This window comes from Paenibacillus sp. YPG26 (genome assembly GCF_023704175.1).
GTDB lineage: Bacteria > Bacillota > Bacilli > Paenibacillales > Paenibacillaceae > Fontibacillus.
Map to the genome: position 1 here is coordinate 3780995 of NZ_CP084530.1, position 17154 is coordinate 3798148.

Annotated in this window: 17 protein-coding genes; 11 read left to right on the forward strand and 6 right to left on the reverse strand. The window is 50.5% G+C overall.

Features of this window, described 5'->3' with window-relative positions:
* The first annotated feature begins 117 nt into the window (after positions 1-117).
* Positions 118-1146, forward strand: coding sequence for an N-acetylglucosamine kinase (locus LDO05_RS17945; RefSeq protein WP_251376669.1), 1029 nt, complete (start codon positions 118-120; stop codon positions 1144-1146).
* Between the two features lie 89 nt (positions 1147-1235).
* On the opposite strand, the gene LDO05_RS17950 is transcribed toward LDO05_RS17945, so the two are convergent.
* Positions 1236-1511 (reverse strand): hypothetical protein, encoded by a 276-nt coding sequence (locus tag LDO05_RS17950; protein ID WP_251376670.1) that lies wholly within the window; start codon positions 1509-1511, stop codon positions 1236-1238.
* A 254-nt stretch (positions 1512-1765) separates the two neighbouring features.
* On the opposite strand from LDO05_RS17950, the gene LDO05_RS17955 reads away from it, so the two are divergent.
* Together LDO05_RS17955 and LDO05_RS17960 are read left to right on the forward strand one after the other, a co-directional pair.
* Positions 1766-2191: a MarR family winged helix-turn-helix transcriptional regulator gene (locus LDO05_RS17955; protein ID WP_251376671.1), complete on the forward strand. Its 426-nt coding sequence runs from the start codon at positions 1766-1768 to the stop codon at positions 2189-2191.
* Between the two features lie 26 nt (positions 2192-2217).
* Entirely contained in the window at positions 2218-3849 is a 1632-nt protein-coding gene (locus LDO05_RS17960) for an MDR family MFS transporter (RefSeq protein ID WP_251376672.1), read from the forward strand.
* A gap of 179 nt (positions 3850-4028) precedes the next feature.
* On the opposite strand, the gene LDO05_RS17965 is transcribed toward LDO05_RS17960, so the two are convergent.
* From LDO05_RS17965 to LDO05_RS17980, 4 genes are all read right to left on the reverse strand, one after another.
* Positions 4029-4532, reverse strand: a complete 504-nt coding sequence (locus LDO05_RS17965) for an EVE domain-containing protein (protein ID WP_251376673.1) — start codon at positions 4530-4532, stop codon at positions 4029-4031.
* A 118-nt stretch (positions 4533-4650) separates the two neighbouring features.
* Positions 4651-5007, reverse strand: a complete 357-nt coding sequence (locus LDO05_RS17970; protein ID WP_251376674.1) for a nucleotide excision repair endonuclease — start codon at positions 5005-5007, stop codon at positions 4651-4653.
* A 19-nt stretch (positions 5008-5026) separates the two neighbouring features.
* Positions 5027-5368, reverse strand: a complete 342-nt coding sequence (locus LDO05_RS17975) for a zinc ribbon domain-containing protein YjdM (RefSeq protein WP_251376675.1) — start codon at positions 5366-5368, stop codon at positions 5027-5029.
* 179 nt (positions 5369-5547) lie between these two features.
* The gene (locus LDO05_RS17980; RefSeq protein WP_251376676.1) at positions 5548-6609 is read right to left on the reverse strand and encodes an LLM class flavin-dependent oxidoreductase; all 1062 of its coding nucleotides are present in this window, start codon (positions 6607-6609) and stop codon (positions 5548-5550) included.
* Positions 6610-6904: 295 nt separating this feature from the next.
* Between LDO05_RS17980 and LDO05_RS17985 the strand changes: the two genes are divergently transcribed.
* From LDO05_RS17985 to LDO05_RS18015, 7 genes are all read left to right on the forward strand, one after another.
* Positions 6905-8377, forward strand: coding sequence for a sensor histidine kinase (locus tag LDO05_RS17985; protein ID WP_251378780.1), 1473 nt, complete (start codon positions 6905-6907; stop codon positions 8375-8377).
* Between the two features lie 6 nt (positions 8378-8383).
* Positions 8384-9076, forward strand: a complete 693-nt coding sequence (locus LDO05_RS17990; protein WP_251376677.1) for a response regulator transcription factor — start codon at positions 8384-8386, stop codon at positions 9074-9076.
* 136 nt (positions 9077-9212) lie between these two features.
* Positions 9213-10709: an S-layer homology domain-containing protein gene (locus tag LDO05_RS17995; protein ID WP_251376678.1), complete on the forward strand. Its 1497-nt coding sequence runs from the start codon at positions 9213-9215 to the stop codon at positions 10707-10709.
* Positions 10710-11255: 546 nt separating this feature from the next.
* Entirely contained in the window at positions 11256-12653 is a 1398-nt protein-coding gene (locus tag LDO05_RS18000; RefSeq protein WP_251376679.1) for a phytase, read from the forward strand.
* Between the two features lie 302 nt (positions 12654-12955).
* The gene (locus LDO05_RS18005; protein ID WP_251376680.1) at positions 12956-13489 is read left to right on the forward strand and encodes a sigma-70 family RNA polymerase sigma factor; all 534 of its coding nucleotides are present in this window, start codon (positions 12956-12958) and stop codon (positions 13487-13489) included.
* Positions 13476-14606 carry a DUF4179 domain-containing protein gene (locus LDO05_RS18010; protein ID WP_251376681.1) on the forward strand — a complete coding sequence of 377 codons (1131 nt, stop codon included), beginning with the start codon at positions 13476-13478 and terminating at the stop codon, positions 14604-14606. The genes LDO05_RS18005 and LDO05_RS18010 overlap by 14 nt, the downstream gene beginning before the upstream one ends.
* Before the next feature lie 15 nt (positions 14607-14621).
* On the forward strand, positions 14622-15179 hold the full coding sequence (locus LDO05_RS18015) for a VanZ family protein (protein WP_251376682.1): 558 nt from the start codon (positions 14622-14624) through the stop codon (positions 15177-15179).
* 194 nt (positions 15180-15373) lie between these two features.
* On the opposite strand, the gene LDO05_RS18020 is transcribed toward LDO05_RS18015, so the two are convergent.
* The gene (locus tag LDO05_RS18020; RefSeq protein WP_251376683.1) at positions 15374-16222 is read right to left on the reverse strand and encodes an SDR family NAD(P)-dependent oxidoreductase; all 849 of its coding nucleotides are present in this window, start codon (positions 16220-16222) and stop codon (positions 15374-15376) included.
* Between the two features lie 275 nt (positions 16223-16497).
* On the opposite strand from LDO05_RS18020, the gene LDO05_RS18025 reads away from it, so the two are divergent.
* Positions 16498-17151 carry a TetR/AcrR family transcriptional regulator gene (locus LDO05_RS18025; RefSeq protein ID WP_251378781.1) on the forward strand — a complete coding sequence of 218 codons (654 nt, stop codon included), beginning with the start codon at positions 16498-16500 and terminating at the stop codon, positions 17149-17151.
* Positions 17152-17154 lie beyond the last annotated feature (3 nt).

Sequence of the window (17154 nt, forward strand, 5' to 3'; positions counted from 1 at the left end):
AATGAGGCTGGTAGAGCTCTCCCTGTCTTTTTGAATGTAACCCGCTTGCGTAGTAGAGTAATCCCTGCACTTATGAACCAGCATCAAGTATAATTCTGAACTATATGAAGGAATTAGATGGGGCAGGTGACCGAGTTGACAGATCAGGCAGACAAAGTAGTAATTGGAATCGACGGGGGCGGCACACATACGCGCGCTATGGTGTGTAATCTACGCGGAGAGGTGCTGGCTTATACCGAGAAAGGCCCTGCCTCGATCTATAGGGACGCTTCTGCCGCGAGAAATGTGACGGGGGCTATCGAAGAGGCCTTGGTACAAGCAGGCAAGTCCCCGGAGCAGGTGCTCGGGGTCGCTGCCGGCATCGCCGGATATGATACGGAGGATGACTTGGCGTGGATTATGACGCTGACCCGGCTGCCCGGGTTAATCTGCCCGACATGGCATGTGAACGATGCTGTGATTGCACATCAAGGTGCCTTGGGGATGCAGCCGGGCATTGTCGTGATTGCGGGAACGGGTTCAAACATATTAGCCATTACAGAAGAGGGACAGCAGCTTAGAAATGATCAATTCCATCATTACGCAGCCAGCGGCGCGCGGCTCATTGCTTATGATGCCGTGTACGAGATCCTTGCCGGAAATACGGATTCTACAGATGAAGGCCTTATTGCTGCCATGAAGACACACTGGCATGTGGAGACCTTGTCTGAATTCTATCAGCTGGCGAAGAAGGGATTTGAAGCTGACCGGCAGCTCCGTGACCGTACCTTTGGCAGATTTGCGCCCTGGATTACGGAGGCAGCTTCCCAGGGAAGCTCAACAGCCATGCGGGTCTGCGATCGTGCCGTAAGCCAGATCAAAGTGGGCGTTGAGCTCTTGGGGAGCTCTTTTGCAAATGAATCCGTTGATGTCGTCCTGATTGGCGGTGTAGCCAATTCCACCTATGTAAGCAGAGCTCTGACCCGGCAGCTTCAGTGTGGATCCCATCGGCGGTATCAGGTTCATAAGCCTATCCTCTCTCCCGTGGCGGGTGCAATTCTTCTAGCTCTTCATGAGCTCGGAATGCCGGTCCTGCCCGCAGTGATCACGAATCTGCAGAGAAGCCCCTTTGCTAGGGGCAGCAAAGAACAGCCAGCGGGACATTAACCGCTTGGCTGTTCTTTGGTGTAGGTACATGTAATGCTTGGCCGCTAAAGGCTAATGGCAGCATAGCCCTGATCAGCCGCCTAGAATAATTACTCCGCGGACCGTGTCCGGTTACCCAGGGACGACATCCGCTGCTTCTCCTCGGCCAGAAGTTCCTCCGCAAGCTCCACTCCCGCCCTTCCAAAAGACGGGTCCGCCTGCTGCACAGCCCGTTCGGTATGCTCAAGGCTGTTCTCGGCTTGCTCAGCCATCTGCTCCGTCGGGTGGCTGAGGGCCGATGATACGGCATAATGCAGCTTGTTCACTGAGTTCAGAGCTCCGGCAACGCTGCTGTTGGCTTGAAGACTGGAATCATAACGCTTCATGAATAAGACCTCTCCTTTCAATGAAAAAACTCTCCGGTTCTCCTATAGCATGGTTAGCAGGAGGCGATCTTATGCGCTTCATAGCCAATATTCATTTATTTTCTGAAACATCTTGACATTATTTTCATTAAGTGATAATTTATTAAATGCATTTATAGTTTAGCACTAAACTATTATTTGGTTAACTAACTCGTATTCGCCAGAATATGAGGTTGGAATCATGCGAATCTATCGCAGCTCTGGAGGGGGTACTAGTGGCTGAAAGTGAACTGCTATTCGAGGTAGCAACCATGTTCAGAACTCTGCTGAAGGGAATATCGCATGAGTGGAACAAGAAGAACCAGCTTCTAAGCCTGGCCCAGTTCCGAGTGCTCTATGTACTGAGCAAGGAGGGTCCCAGGAAGGTATCCCAGCTGGCCCATGCGCTCTGCATAACACCCGCAGCGATCACGGGGATTACCGACAAGCTGCTTGAAGAGGGTTATATAAGTCGCGAGCGCGCCGAGAAGGACAGGCGGGTCGTGAATATTTCCATAACAGAGAAAGGGGAAGCGATCATCCAAGAAGCGAAGGAAGGCCATAGTGAAGCGATCCACTCGTTCTTCACTCTGCTGCCTGAAGAAGATATGGAGCATTTGAGACGTATTTTTGGCACCATGCTGCAGGCCATGGACAAATAACTTTTTTAGAGGTGAGATTAACTTATATGGAGCACTTATCACATAAACGAAAAATCACGATCATGTTCGGCATTATGGCCGCCATGTTCTTCGCCGCGATCAATCAGACGATTACCAGCACAGCAATGCCGCGGATTATCGCGATCCTTGATGGTATGGATTATTACACCTGGACCATCAATATCTATCTACTTACATCTACAATTGCGACTGTTCTTGTCGGCAAGCTGTCCGATATTTATGGCCGCAAGCCCTTCATATTAATTGGTATTCTATTATTTATGATCGGGGCTTTCTTGACGGGGACCTCCTCTGACGTCTATCAGTTCATCATCTACCGGGGGATCCAGGGAATTGGCGCCGGGATTATCCAATCTACGGCATTCACAGCTGTAGGGGACTTGTTCTCTCCACGCGAGCGCGGTAAATGGATGGGCTATATGACCGCAATCTTCGGCTTCTCCAGTGTGCTTGGACCTACGCTGGGCGGTTATCTGGTGGACAATATGGACTGGCACTGGCTGTTCTGGATCTTCCTGCCGCTCGGAATTGTGGCCTTCATCATGATTCTTATGTTGTTCCCTAAAGTGGAACGCAGACCGTCCGAGGGGATCGACTATCTCGGCTCTCTCTTCATCACTACCACTATCGTTCCCCTTCTGCTCGCTTTCTCATGGGCAGGCACGAAATATGAATGGGGATCATCGGAGATTTTAGGGCTTCTTGGTGCAACCCTTGTATCTGCCATTATCTTTGTCTTTGTGCAGTCCAAAGTGAAGAATCCAATTCTTCCACTTCATCTGTTCAAGAACAGCGTGGTGACCATCTCCAACATTATCGGCTTCATTATGAACTTTGGATTGATGGGAGCCATGATCTATATCTCCTTCTTTGTGCAAGGTGTTCTCGGTATCAGCCCAACTCTTGCCGGTTATGTTACCATGCCGATGTCGATCGTTATGGTGGTTATGAGTGCTATTGCAGGACAACTGATTGCCAAGAAGGGCAAATACAAGCGTTATGCGCTGATCGGGGTACCGATTATGATCGCCGGCATGGCCATTATGATCGTGATGAATAGTGTGGGAACCGCCATTCTTAGTATGGCTGTGTTCGGAATGGGTCTTGGACTCGCTATGCCGGTCTTCTCCCTGGCCACACAGAACGCCGTATCCCATAAGGAGCTGGGTGTTGTTACCGCGTCCAATCAGCTCTTCCGGAATCTTGGAGGTACCATTGGGATCGCTGTAATGGGTACGGTCATGTCCAACAACCTGACGACCAATTTGAAGAATGCTCTTCAATCGTCATCAAGCACGCTTGATCCCAGCAAGGTAGACCCGGCGCTTGCCGAGAAACTGCGCGCCTTTGCGGATCCGCAGATGCTCATGAACAAGCCCGTGCTTGAGGCAACTCAGGCCAAGCTTCCGGCAGAGGTACAGCCTATGTTCGCACAGATGATTGACAGCATCCGGGATGCGCTCGGCACGACATTGTCCACCGTGTTCCTGACAGGAACGCTCGTGCTCGTAGTCGCCTTTGTCCTTGTGTTCTTCCTTAAGGAGCTTCCTCTGCGGACCACGAACCAGACCGCAGGAGAATCCACTCCGCAAGGCAGCAGTGAAGATGGAGCCTCATCAAAGCTTGTAGCTGAATAGGCTTGGTATCGTAACACAACCATTATTGTGGTCCTAGTGCAAGCAGGACAGTAATATTCTCTCTCTTCTTCACAGTATCCAAAAAGGTCATGTTCCGGGTTGCCTGGGCATGGCCTTTTTGAGTCACTGTTCAATCTCTGGACTTGGGCTAATGTTAAACATCATAGCTCTTCCCCCGGCTACAGGTTCCCTTCATGGATGCCTGCGGCCTGCTCCAAGCAGCTTGATTGCAGCATGGCTTCCGCAATGATCAGGAAGTCCTCTCTGCCGATCTCAAGATGTCCAAAGCGGAAGCGGTAGCCCCAATTGGTTACCCCCTTGGTGAAGCTGAGCTGCTGAAGCAGGGAGCTGATCTTCACTTCCCGGCATGGAGAGTAGCGGATATTTCTCCGGAAGGGCACAAAGGTCTCTGACATGCGGTATTCATACACCCGGTCATCCGCGACTTGTCCGATCGCGGTGAAAGCTTGAAGCGGCTGTCCATTCGCCATATCTGTCCGGGGGGAGTAATAGATAAGCCAGTCTCCGGGCTGCATCCGCTTAAGCGGGGCAGACTTGCCATGACACAGCTGGGCGAATCCGCCCTCCACCCCCCGGGCCACATGTGAGGCGGACACCACACCGATCCAATATCGGCCTTGTTCCTGCAGCGGAAGCCGAAGCTGTTGTGGTTCATCAAGCATGTCTTAGTCCTCCTTATTCTTAATTTAGTTACAGTATATAAAAAGGCTACTGACACCATCCTGTCAGTAGCCTTTTTGCTTTTTTTTCTGGCTTTATTGCTTGTTGAGCTTGTATTTATTACCTGAAAAATACGTTGTCAACATTGTATTTCGCCCTAAGCTCATTAATAATATACGTCTCATAAATTTCTCTATGAACCGGGTCCTCTACTACACAAACCTCAATCCGGGCCACTTCATCCCGGTGTAATTTGATTGGGGATACCGTATCTTCGAAGTGCTTCTTAATTCTGGGTCTCAGCTTTCTGGCCTTACCTACGAACAGCAGCTCATCCCGGTCGTTGTAGAACATAAATATCCCGCCAACTTCTCTGGAGATCAGGTGAAAGTCCGTGAACCCGTAAATATGGCTCAGCTGAGGATTCTCCTGCTTATGAATCGTTACGTCCGGTGTAGGAATAGTAATGTTAATCATGGTGGCTACAGCTCACTTTCTATATTTTCTTTACGAACTCCGATTTGAGCTTCATGGCACCGAAGCCGTCAATTTTACAATCGATATCATGGTCTCCGTCAACCAGACGTATATTCTTCACTTTGGTTCCGATCTTCAGAACGGATGAGCTTCCCTTGACCTTAAGGTCCTTGATTACCGTTACCGAGTCCCCATCGTTCAGGATATTCCCATTAGCATCTTTGATTATCTTCTGGTCCTCTTCTTGGCCGTTCTCGGAACCTGGAGCCCACTCATAGGCGCATTCCGGGCATATAAGAAGACTTCCATCCTCATATGTATATTCTGAGTTGCATTTTGGACAGCTTGGCAATTTTGACATGACTGGTTATTCCCCGTTTCTAAATTAATGGAGTGCACTATACAAAAAAGAGCACATAAGGAGCTCCTTGTCCTTACATGCTTTTATAGTGTCACAGTCTTCATCTATTGACAAGCCGCCTTATTCACCGCACTGGGACGGCCCGCAGGAATCTGCGTCAGCATGCTTCTCTACGAATCTCAGCCATTCGTCTCCTGGTCTGCTTCCCACCTGGATATCTCCTCACGCACCCGCGGGGCGACTTCGGTACCAAGCAGCTTGATCGCATTCATGACTTCCTCATGCGGCATTGAGCCGACCGGAACGTGCAGCAGGAAGCGGGTGATGCCCACGTGCTTGCGCAGGTGAATGATCTTCTCCGCCACCGTCTCGGGATCGCCTACATACAGAGCGCCTTCGAACCGCCGTGCGGCGTCAAAGGAGGCTCGGGTATAAGGCCCCCAGCCGCGTTCCCGTCCCAGCTTGCTCATTGCTGCCTGTGTGGATGGGAAGAACTTGTCTGCGGCAAGCCCGGTATTCTCCGCAATGAAGCCGTGTGAGTGTGAAGCTACGGGAAGCTTCGAAGCGTCATGCCCGGCATGGGCGGCGGCCTTCTTATACAGCTGCACGAGCGGAGCGAACTGCAAGGGGCTGCCTCCGATGATGGCGAGCACCAGCGGAAGTCCGAGCAGACCGGCGCGGACCACGGATTCCTGGTTCCCACCGCTGCCCACCCATACGGGAAGAGGATTCTGAACCGGACGGGGATATACACCGAGGTTATCTATGGCCGGACGGTGCCCGCCGCTCCAGCTTACCTTCTCGGACTCGCGGATTTTGAGCAGGAGCGCAAGCTTCTCCTCGAACAATTCGTTGTAGTCATCCAGATCATATCCGAACAGCGGGAACGACTCGATAAAAGAACCTCTTCCCGCCATAATCTCCGCACGCCCGCTCGATATTCCATCCAGGGTGGCGAAGTCCTGGAATACCCGGACCGGATCGGCTGAGGAGAGAACTGTCACCGCACTGGTCAGCCTGATCCGCGTAGTCTGGGACGCTGCAGCTGCCAGTACGACGGCAGGCGAAGACGCCGCATAATCCTCACGGTGATGCTCACCTACTCCGAATACATCCAGCCCCACCTGATCGGCGAGCACAATCTCCTCCACCACTTCACGTAGCCGCTGGGCATGACTTACCACCTCTCCGGTGTGAACATCCGGCGTTGTTTCTACAAATGTGCTAATCCCTATCTCCACTTGATGTTCCTCCCTGTTGTAAGCTGTTAGGTTAGTTATTTAATCACGAATGCCGAAATTGCCCGAATCCCCGAACCACAGCATGTCAATTCTATATAAGACGCGGTTACAATGTTGAGTTCTCTATATGCATCTATCTATAGTGTCATAGTCTTCCCCTGTTAGCAAGAATCAGCTGCTTCCGGCCCTTCAATAATACGGTTGCCAGGAACCGCGAACTAAATTACAATTCATGATTATCGCATACCCTACATCCAGCTCGTCAGTTGGTGTAAGGATACGGGAGGATGACAAATTGTCGATTCGATTCAGGCTGTTGATTTCTTTTACATCGGTAGTGGTGGTCTCCGTGATTCTGTTCGTGCTCACCGCTTATCTGCTGTCCGTTGCTGTAACCGGTGATTTCCGCAGCATCAGCAGCTTCTATAATATCCACTATTCCCTTCACCCGCTCTCAGAGGAAGAGGAGAATCTGTTCATCGATATGAAATATCTGGCCAAGCACGACCCCGAACAATTGAAGGATCAGGCTCTGCTCAAGAAGTATGACTATCAGTTGAAAATGGTACAGGCCGGGCTCGTCGTCCGGGACAATAATACAATCGTCTATGCCGCACCTGCATTAAAGGGTATAGATCTGACTTCCAGCCTGCCCGCCTATGATATGGGCAATACGTCAATCCGGAATACGATGAACGCGGGCAATCGATTCTTCTCCTATTCCAAGTTCGACTTCTATTTCTCGGCAAAAACAGGTGAGAAAGGGAGCGTCTTCGTCCTTCGGGAGAGAAGTCCCTTCGCAGAGCTTGTGCGGACACTGCTCCCTATTCTGATATTTATCTTCACCGCAATCTTGTTATTAACCGGCTTGCTGCTCTACCGGTATGTGACTCGGACCATCATTCGCCCTTTGGATAAGCTTAGACAATCCGCTGAACATATCAAGGATGGAGATCTGACCTTTGAGCTGCACGCAACCTCCCGCGATGAAGTCGGACAGCTCGTTCACACCTTCGATCAGATGCGTCAGCAATTATCTGACTCTATCCAGCGGCAGCTCCACTATGAAGAGAACCGGAAGCAGCTGCTGTCGAATATTTCCCATGACCTAAGGACTCCCATTACGACGATAAAAGGTTATGCGGAAGGCATTCGGGACGGTGTGACGAATACCCCGGAGAAGCTGGACAAGTATGTCGGGGCGATCCATACGAGAGCGACAGACATGGAGCGCCTTGTGAATGAACTGCTGTTCTATTCCAAGCTGGATTTGAAGAAGGAGCCCTTCTCGTTCGGACAGGTGGAGCTGAGTCCATTCCTTCACCGCATTGCTGACGAATTAGCCATCGAGTTCGATAACCATGTCGTTGAGGTAAAGTGGGAAGAGGCGTCACAGGAGCCGTTATTCGTGCTCGCAGATCGCGAGAAGCTCAAGCGTGTGACCATGAATCTGCTCGATAACTGCCTCAAATATATGAATCAGGATCCTAAGCAGCTAACTATTGGGACGGAGAGGCAGGATGAATATGCCATCGTCAGGATCTCGGATAACGGTTCGGGCATTCCCCAGGATTCCCTGCCGCATATTTTTGAACGATTCTATCGGGCAGAGCCCTCACGGAGCCAGACTGCCGGAGGAAGCGGGCTTGGTCTTGCCATCGCCCGGCAGATCATCGAGGGACATGGCGGAACGATCTGGGCCACCAGCGTAGAGGGTCAAGGGACCAGCGTATTTTTTACATTAAAAATATTTGTGGATCGTCGGTGATGATGAATGAGGCGAATTTTAATTATTGAGGATGACCCGTATATTGCGGAGCTTCAGAGAGATTATTTCATGCTGCATGACTATGAAGTGGAGGTAAGCCACCACGGATCAGAAGGACTCGCCAAAGCCCTTGCTGGAGGATATGACCTCATTATCCTCGATCTCCAGCTGCCAGGAGTGGACGGATTCGAGATCTGCAGAACCCTTCGTGAGCAGCTGGATGTCCCTATCTTGATTGTGTCAGCTAAGAATGAAGAAATCGATAAAATCCGGGGCTTTGGCATCGGTGCGGATGATTTTGTGACGAAGCCATTCAGCCCGAATGAGCTGGTAGCCAGAGCTAAGGCCCATTTAGCAAGGTACGAACGGTTCACAGGGGGCTATAAGGTCCAAGAGTCGGACACCATCGATATTCGGGAGCTGTCGATCCACAAATCCTCCCACCGGGTATTCGTTCATGGCAGGGAAGTGGCGCTCACGGCCAAAGAATTCGAAGTGCTCGTATTCATGGCTGCGAACCCTAACCGGGTATTCAGTAAAGCTCAGCTGTTCGAGAGGATTTGGGGACTGGAATCGAATGGGGATATCGCAACCGTGACCGTCCATATTTCACGAATCCGGGAGAAGATTGAGGCTGATCCAGCTAATCCGCAGTTCATTGAGACCGTCTGGGGAGCAGGCTATCGGTTCACCATCTAGCAGTCTTTGGCAACTTTGCAGAAAGTTATCCTTCTGTTTATAAATTGTTTATACTTTCTTATCCGGCGATTTAGAGTGGTCATATAAGATTAATTCAGATATGTAACACCACTTTGAACCGAAGGGAAGATGAATAATGAACAAGTTCCATCAGAAAGCGGCCATCGCGGCTCTGACATCACTGCTAGCCGGAGGCGCGCTACTCCCATTTCAAGCACAGGCTGCACCCTTGGCGCCCGCAGCACATCTGCAATCATCGGTGTCCACGCATTTCAATCTGAAGGCCGAACAAGACATTAACCAATTAATAAATCAAGGGGTTCTTAAAGGCTACGCAGGCGGTCAGATCAAGGCTGAACAGCATGTGACCCAGGCTGAGCTTATCAAAATGATCGTACTCGCACTAAATCTGGATCAAAGCGGCGGGGCGCAGCATAGTGAAGGCAAGAAAGACAAGTGGTATACGTCTTACGTGGATACAGCGGCCGCTGCCGGTCTTATCGACAGCACAGCCAAGTTCCAGCCCAATAAGCCGGCACTTGGCGCCGAAGTCGCCCCAATGATCGCGAAGGCCTTGCAGCGTGATGTGAAATCCGTTCAATATTGGATGGAAGGCCTCGCCATCGGTAATGACAAAATAACCCGCGGTGATGCAGCCCGCCTTCTTGCACTCTCTGAGAAAGCTATCCGCTCCGCGTCGGCTGAGATCGTATCCATTAAAGCATTGAATAAAATCACACTTGAAGTGACCTTCAATGCGCCGCTCACGCTGGAAGATGAGGCAACAGCAGCTGCAAATACCCACTTCGCTTTCGACCATGGCTTGAAGCTCGTGAATCAGCCGCGCCTGAAGACAGGTTCTATCGCCACGTATATCGTTCCCGTCCAGACAATGACACCAGGAACAACCTATACTACGAACTATAAAGGCAAGGCAGCACATTCCGTGATTGCAAGCGAAGAAATGATTCAACTGAACGATGTTCGTCAAGTCACCTCCGATACCTTTGAAGTAGATTCCCTTCGCTCCGAGGGCGTAATCGATTATGGTTATATCATCTCTGCTTATGCAGGCGGCCGTGGGGCGAATGCGATTATCTTGAATGAGAATAACCAATATAATGGACAAGCTATGCAAATCATCTCTTCCCTTGCTACGAGACAGGCAACCCTCACACCGGAAGGCCAAGAGCCGATTACGGTCAATTACGTAGGGTTCACCCAATCGACAGATGGCAGACAAGAGCCTAAGTTCCGTCTGCCGGCAGGCACAACCCTGCAGCCTGGCGTGAAGTATACCGTAACCTCGGACTGGTTCAAGCTTAAGAATAATACATTCACAGCACAGAGCATTGCACCGCTAACCATTGCTTCCGTCTCCAAGATCGATCCGGTTACCCTGAATGTCACACTTACCGCGGATCCTATGGACGAGCTGTTCGCTTACCGTTCCATTCAGCTGAAGGGTTCTGACGGCACAACGCTGACGGCAATGTACAAAGTGCAGACCCGCAAAGGCGCGGTTGGCGTGTTCGAACTGCAAAATAACGGCAAGCTTGCTGAAGGCGTGGATTACCAAATCGCACCCGTAGGAAGCTGGGCAGTTGCTAGTAATGTGACCCTTACACAATAATATTGGATGCGATAATACCCTGAGAGTAGACTCTTCGGTCGTCAGGGATGCAAAAAAGCACCAACCTTTAAGGTTAGTGCTTTTTTGCTGTTCTCCGATACACTTCTAATACTAGACAGATAGATTCTCTCCCGAACGAGCAACAACCCCAACTTGTAAGTAATCCTTACAAGTTCCATATCCTTAACGGTTACACTAACACATAGCACAAGAAGCACCCTACCAGGTTAAAAGTGCCTTAGAGTACTGTCTACGCTCAAAGCTTGCGTAAGTTAAGTGGTTATAAAATCGCCCAAATTGCTCACTTATTACTTAACCAAGCTGGGCAACCGACACAAACGCAAGGTTACAGCAGCCGCAGAACTGGATTCATAGCTATATATAGAAGCCCCCTGCTTTTACAGGGGGCTTAATATATTGGAGAGGTGATAACAGATTACACAGTGATAGTAGACGTCCCAGTCTATATTTTTAACACTTCTCATACATTATGAGAACACTTCCCTTCTATACTTGTGAAAAAAGTATAAAGGAGTTTACGTCCATATGTCTAAAGTTAAAGTTCTGCTCGCTTCCACTATACTCGCAGGTATGATGGTGCCTGCCGCGAGCGCTGCCGCAAATACTGCGGATTACGTCGGTCTACGCCAATCCCTTGAGAAGATCGGGGCCAGCATTAGCTGGGACGTGGAGGACCGAGCCGCTTCCTTCAAGCTGTCCAATGGCATTTCAGGACTCGTCACCGTGGATGAAGCGAAATACCGCCTGGCGGGTAAGGAAGCTGAGCTATCCCTGCCGGTGAAGCTGGTGAACGGGAAGACGCTCATTCCGGCATCACTACTTCAAAGCATCATCGCGGAGAACAATAAGTACCGGGATGCCAAGGATGCGATTCCTACGTTCACCGTGAAGGCCCAGGGTGAGACGGAAGCGGTGGACTCCAAGTCCGGTGAAGATGCGGCTGATGACCCGGCGATCTGGCTGGACCCGCAGAATCCTGCCGGAAGCAAGCTTGTCGCCACGAACAAAGCCGGAGGCATTCTTGTCTATGATATGAACGGCAAGCAGCTGCAATCCTATCCGGTCGGCAAAATGAACAACATCGATCTCCGTTATGACTTCCCGCTAGGCGGCCAGAAGGTCGATATCGTAGCGGCAACGAACCGGTCAACGAACACGATTGATGTCTTTACAATCACTGGCGCAACCGGTGAGCTTAAGAGTGTAGTGGCTGAGCCAATCAAGTCCAAGATGGGTGAAGTCTACGGATTCAGCCTGTACCACAGCTTGAAGACCGGGAAGTTCTATGCTCTCGTGCTGGGCAAAGAAGGCGAATTCGAGCAGTATGAGCTTACGGATAACGGCAGCGGCAAAATCGCCGGTAAGCTGGTCCGCGAATTCCAATTGTCCTCCCAATCCGAAGGCATGGTAGCTGATGACGAGTATGGCAACCTCTATATTGCCGAAGAAGATGTGGCCATCTGGAAATACGATGCAGAGCCGGACGGCTCCGCTAAGCCGAAGCTGACCATCGATATTGCAGATGGACGCCGCCTGCAGGACGACATCGAGGGACTGACCCTCTATTATGGCAAGGATGGCGCCGGTTACTTGATCGCTTCCAGCCAAGGCAGCAACAGCTACGCTATCTATAACCGCACCGGGGACAACGCCTACATAAGCAATTTCACCATTGGAGATGGCGATCAGATCGATGGTACCAGTGAGACCGATGGCATTGATGTGCTGGGTGTGAACCTTGGAGACAGGTATCCGAACGGGGTCTTCGTATCCCAGGATGATTCCAATATGCACGGTGGCAAGGAGCTGAACCAGAACTTCAAGCTAGTAAGCTGGGATCAGATCGCGAACGGGCCTGCGAGCAAGCTGGAATCCGGCAACGGCGCGAATCCTAGGCAGCTGGTGAACCGCAGCGCAAAATAACCGGGGCTGATAGATCCCGGATCGTTACTAGGCAGAACAAATACTCCAACCTCCCGAATCAGTATTGGAAATTAGGGGGTTGGAGTATTTTCTCGGAGGTTCTTTCACTAGCTTGGTGAGGTTAGCCAAGTTCCAAATAAGAAAGGATTACTTTCAAGCCCTTCCGTTTCCCAAAAGGATTCGGAGGGGCTTTTAATATAATATTCATTAGAGAAATTAAATTAAATTAAATGTGACCAAATGCCGATCCCGCCAGTCAAACTAGTATATACAAAAAGACAACCAGAAAGGAGTGCAGCAGATTGGACCCTACTCTACTTGTGGTTCAAGCGATCACCGGCGACCGTAATGCATTCATTGAGCTAATCAGACAGCTGGAGAATTCGCTGCATTATATGGCCAAATCCATCGTAGGCAAGGACGAGGATGTGGCGGATGCCCTGCAGGAGACGATCCTGAAGGCATATAAATCGATTCATACGCTCCGCGAGCCGAAATTTTTCAAAACCTGGATCTTCCGGATTCTGATCAATGAATGCCATACCCTTCTCGCAGGCCGCTCCCGCACGGTCGTATATGCGGAGGTTCCCGTATCCTCTTCCCCGTCTGCCGAATACGACAATGTCGATCTTAGGGAAGCGGTTGACCGGCTTGATGAGCAGCAGCGTATCGTTGTAATTCTCCATTACTTCGAAGACCTGCCAACACGGCAGGTGGCGGGTATTCTTAACATCTCGGAGAGCGCGGTCAAGATGCGCCTGTCCAGAGCGCGCGAGACACTTCTGAAATATTTTAAAATTCTACGTGAAGGGAAGATGAATTATGGACCGATCTAAACTTGAACAGGAATTGAAAGAATTGAAGCCAGATGAGGTGGCTATCTCCCCACTTGTCCGCTTGCGTCTGGATGAGACCTACGCCTCGCTTCCAGAACAGACCATGAAGCAGAACCGCAGACGGCCAAGCTCACCGCTGCGTCGGACAACCCGTGCCGCCGCCGCTGCGGGAATCCTTGGCGCCGCTCTCTTCGCCTCCGGATTTGTATCCCCCGTCATGGCGGATTCATTGAGACAGATCCCTGTGATAGGAAGCATCTTCAGCTCGATCAAGGGTGATACAGGACTTCGAAATGCCGGAGATACCGGACTCGCCAAGACCGTGAACAGCCATGTCTCTCACAAGGATGTGAAGCTTGAGGTCACAGAGACCGTCTTCGACGGAAGCCGGGCTGCGTTCCTCGTGAACGTGACGGCTCCGAATCTGGACAACGGCCAATATGATAACGGAAGGGACATCGTGAAGCTTAGCAGCGCTGTAGATAATGTGTTCGTAACTGTAGATGGGAAGCGGCAGGGTGATCCGGGCTCAATCCTGAAGGGCACATTCTACAGCGGTGCGGGAGAGGCACACCCGAACATGTTAATCTTTGAGCAGGTACTGGATACGACCGGTGCAAGCTCCACCCCGGATTCATTTCAGGCACAAGTAGCCTTAACCCTGGATGGAATCGACCATGAATTCAAATTGGAAATTCCTTTCCACAAGACCGCATCACACATGGCCAAGCTGCATCCGAATGTCTCTGCGGCTAATGACGAGCTGACCGTTACAGTCAAAGACCTTCAGGCCACACCTGTAACCACCCGCCTGACTACATCGATTGCCCTGAATCAGGTGAAGGACCTGACTCTGCAGGACGAAGACCGGCTCCGTCATATTGGCATCGCTGTGGTTGATGATCAAGGCCGCAGGCTGACCGCGCTTAATGGAGAAGGAGAATATCAAGCGAACCAACTGAATTTTGACAGCCTGTATGCTTCAGCCCCGGAGACACACAACAGCAAGTATCTGATTGTGAAGCCTTTCGTTATCAAGGATGATTTCTCGGAGGATGTACAGGAGGATCAATATATCCGGGAGCTGGAAGTCAAGATCGAGCTGCCGCAATCTTAAAGGAGATCCCTATCTATGGACATACGATTCACCCTGCAATCCGGGTACGTGCTGATTCCCTTGTTCGTTCTAGCTCTAATCGCCTTATATGGTCTGTACAAATATAAAAGGTGGAGACTGACCGTACCGCAGCTCGTCTTACTAATCACGTTCAGCCTCTATCTGATGGCGGTTCTCCATCTGGTGTTCTTTCCAATCGAGGTGAATATCGGCCGCTATGCCAACCTGACACCGTGGTATAGCACTGTGAATTATATCCCTTTATTAACACTTGATATTAGAACCTTTGTCCTGAACATCGTCATGTTCGTACCCCTGGGAATGTATCTCCCGCTCTTGAACTCCAGGATGTACAGCAGCGTGGCCAGGACAGCGAAGCTTGCCCTGTTCCTGAGTCTCTCCATTGAGCTGGTTCAGCTATTGATCCGAATTACGCTCGGCAGTGGCAGAAGCACGGATATTAACGATCTGATCGCCAACACGCTTGGAGGCGTGCTAGGCTGTATTCTACTAAGCAAGCTGATGCAATGGAACTGGATGGAACACCGCGCGTCCAGGCTGCGTTTGCAATAAGCCTTCGGCTTGTATCCTTCCCAGATCATCCCCCAACGCCAAAAGTGGCTTGACGGTACACCGTCAGCCACTTTTGTCATTGAACTTGTGATTGAGCGAGACACATGAGATCCCCAGCCGCACAATTCGATCACCATAGTGATTGATCATCCCGGATCAGGAACCCGATACAGGCCTCCCGGGTTGAGCAGCATTCACCGGATTGTTCGTTCTGCAAGATCCGATTGATCCCCAATATTTTTATAAGGGTTAGTGCCGGATCCTCCGCTAGGACGAAGCATGCCTCCAACAAGACGCAGGCCTTGCTTACGTGTTAGAAATCGCGACAACTGTGCCCCGATATAATTCTGCACACCTGGAACGACGTAGAATTTCCCTTTCATCAGCGCGCGAAGCGCGGCCTCTACGACTCTTTCCGGCGTATCTTTCTTGCCGACAGACGCATCTTCCGTGCCAACAACATTAAAGAAGCTGGTATCCGTTGCACCAGGACACAGTGCGAAGAATCGGATACCCCGGTCACGGTTCTCCCACCACAACGCCTTAGTGAACGACAGGACGAAGGCCTTCGTTGCCCCATATACAGCCATATAGGGAAGCGGTTGAAATCCTCCAGTTGAAGCCACATTGATCACTGTACCTGAGCTTCTGCGCAGCATATCCGGTAAGAATAAGTGGGTCAGATCTACAACAGCGGCAACATTGAGCATCACTTCCTCATGCTGACGTTCACCTGACACCTGTTCAAAAAAGCCATGTGTAGCAAAGCCGGCATTGTTAATCAACAGTTCGATGTCCACACCTAACCGCTTACACTGGTGATATAATTCGCTAGGCGCCCCTTCTTGTGAAAGATCTATAGACACCACCTTCGCTTGAATCGCATACTTCGTCTTGAGCTCTGATGCCAGACTCTCAAGCTTGTTCAGCGACCTGGCTGCGAGTACCAAGTGGCTGCCCTGCTTGGCTAGCTGTCTCGCGAATTGTTCCCCAATACCCGAAGAAGCTCCCGTGACGAGTGCCCATTTCCCTTGAAAATTCATAATGTTAGCCCCCCCAAATTACATAGTTATGTACAAGAAACGATGTTACCAATAGAATATTGAAAGGCCGCCTCCATTGCCAAAAGCATGTTTTTATCATTCGGTAACACTGTTTCCATTTGAGATCATTGTAATCAGGCGGTGTTTAAAAGTCAATATGAATAAAGTAACCCTATCGTCACATTGACAATAACTCCTTCGCTGTATAAGATTCTCTGTAAGAAACTTAGAAACTCTGTTTCCTAACGATAACATAATAACCGAAGGTGACGATGATGAAAGACCAGGATAACTCCGTCAATACGGCCACACGAGTGTTAAAAACTTATAAAGAGGCTCGCTTAGAGAATATCGAAGCGCTGCGCAAGCTTGTTGTCGACGCAGCCGCCACGCTCTTGCAGGAAGAAGGACCCGAAGCCGTTACAGTGCGTAAAGTAGCGCAAAAAATGGACTGCTCGACAAAAATCATCTATAGCTTATTTGTCAATAAAGAGGGCCTGGCTCAGCAGTTGTATCTGGAAGGCTGCAAGCTTCTCGCCAACGAATTGGAGAAGACACCGCAAGCCGCTGATCCCGCGCAGCATTTACTGAATTTAGGGGAGGCCTTCTGGCAATTCGGGCAGCGTTACTCCAGCTATTATAAGCTGATGTTCGGAGGAGCCTTCGCAGACTTCAAACCGGATGAGGACAGCCTGAAGGGGACCGTAACCGCCATGCGGCAGCTGCTGACCTTGATCAGTCATGCACAAGAGCAAGGACGAATCCCCGCCCAATATGATACGGAATCCGCTGTACGGGCGGTTTGGTCTTCGCTCCACGGCGTTATTCATCTATATATGGGTGGACACTTGGGAGATGCGCACATGGCTCATGCCGTATATAAGCAGACTTTGTCCATGATCGTCAGTTCATTGCTGCCAGATCACTAGTGC

Excerpts from the sequence above, each read along its gene's own strand:
- LDO05_RS17945 (WP_251376669.1), top strand. The coding sequence starts at position 118 with ATGGGGCAGGTGACCGAGTTGACAGATCAGGCAGACAAAGTAGTAATT.
- LDO05_RS17950 (WP_251376670.1), bottom strand. The coding sequence starts at position 1,511 with ATGAAGCGTTATGATTCCAGTCTTCAAGCCAACAGCAGCGTTGCCGGA.
- LDO05_RS17960 (WP_251376672.1), top strand. The coding sequence starts at position 2,218 with ATGGAGCACTTATCACATAAACGAAAAATCACGATCATGTTCGGCATT.
- LDO05_RS17965 (WP_251376673.1), bottom strand. The coding sequence starts at position 4,532 with ATGCTTGATGAACCACAACAGCTTCGGCTTCCGCTGCAGGAACAAGGC.
- LDO05_RS17970 (WP_251376674.1), bottom strand. The coding sequence starts at position 5,007 with ATGATTAACATTACTATTCCTACACCGGACGTAACGATTCATAAGCAG.
- LDO05_RS17975 (WP_251376675.1), bottom strand. The coding sequence starts at position 5,368 with ATGTCAAAATTGCCAAGCTGTCCAAAATGCAACTCAGAATATACATAT.
- LDO05_RS17990 (WP_251376677.1), top strand. The coding sequence starts at position 8,384 with ATGAGGCGAATTTTAATTATTGAGGATGACCCGTATATTGCGGAGCTT.
- LDO05_RS17995 (WP_251376678.1), top strand. The coding sequence starts at position 9,213 with ATGAACAAGTTCCATCAGAAAGCGGCCATCGCGGCTCTGACATCACTG.
- LDO05_RS18000 (WP_251376679.1), top strand. The coding sequence starts at position 11,256 with ATGTCTAAAGTTAAAGTTCTGCTCGCTTCCACTATACTCGCAGGTATG.
- LDO05_RS18010 (WP_251376681.1), top strand. The coding sequence starts at position 13,476 with ATGGACCGATCTAAACTTGAACAGGAATTGAAAGAATTGAAGCCAGAT.
- LDO05_RS18015 (WP_251376682.1), top strand. The coding sequence starts at position 14,622 with ATGGACATACGATTCACCCTGCAATCCGGGTACGTGCTGATTCCCTTG.
- LDO05_RS18020 (WP_251376683.1), bottom strand. The coding sequence starts at position 16,222 with ATGAATTTTCAAGGGAAATGGGCACTCGTCACGGGAGCTTCTTCGGGT.
- LDO05_RS18025 (WP_251378781.1), top strand. The coding sequence starts at position 16,498 with ATGAAAGACCAGGATAACTCCGTCAATACGGCCACACGAGTGTTAAAA.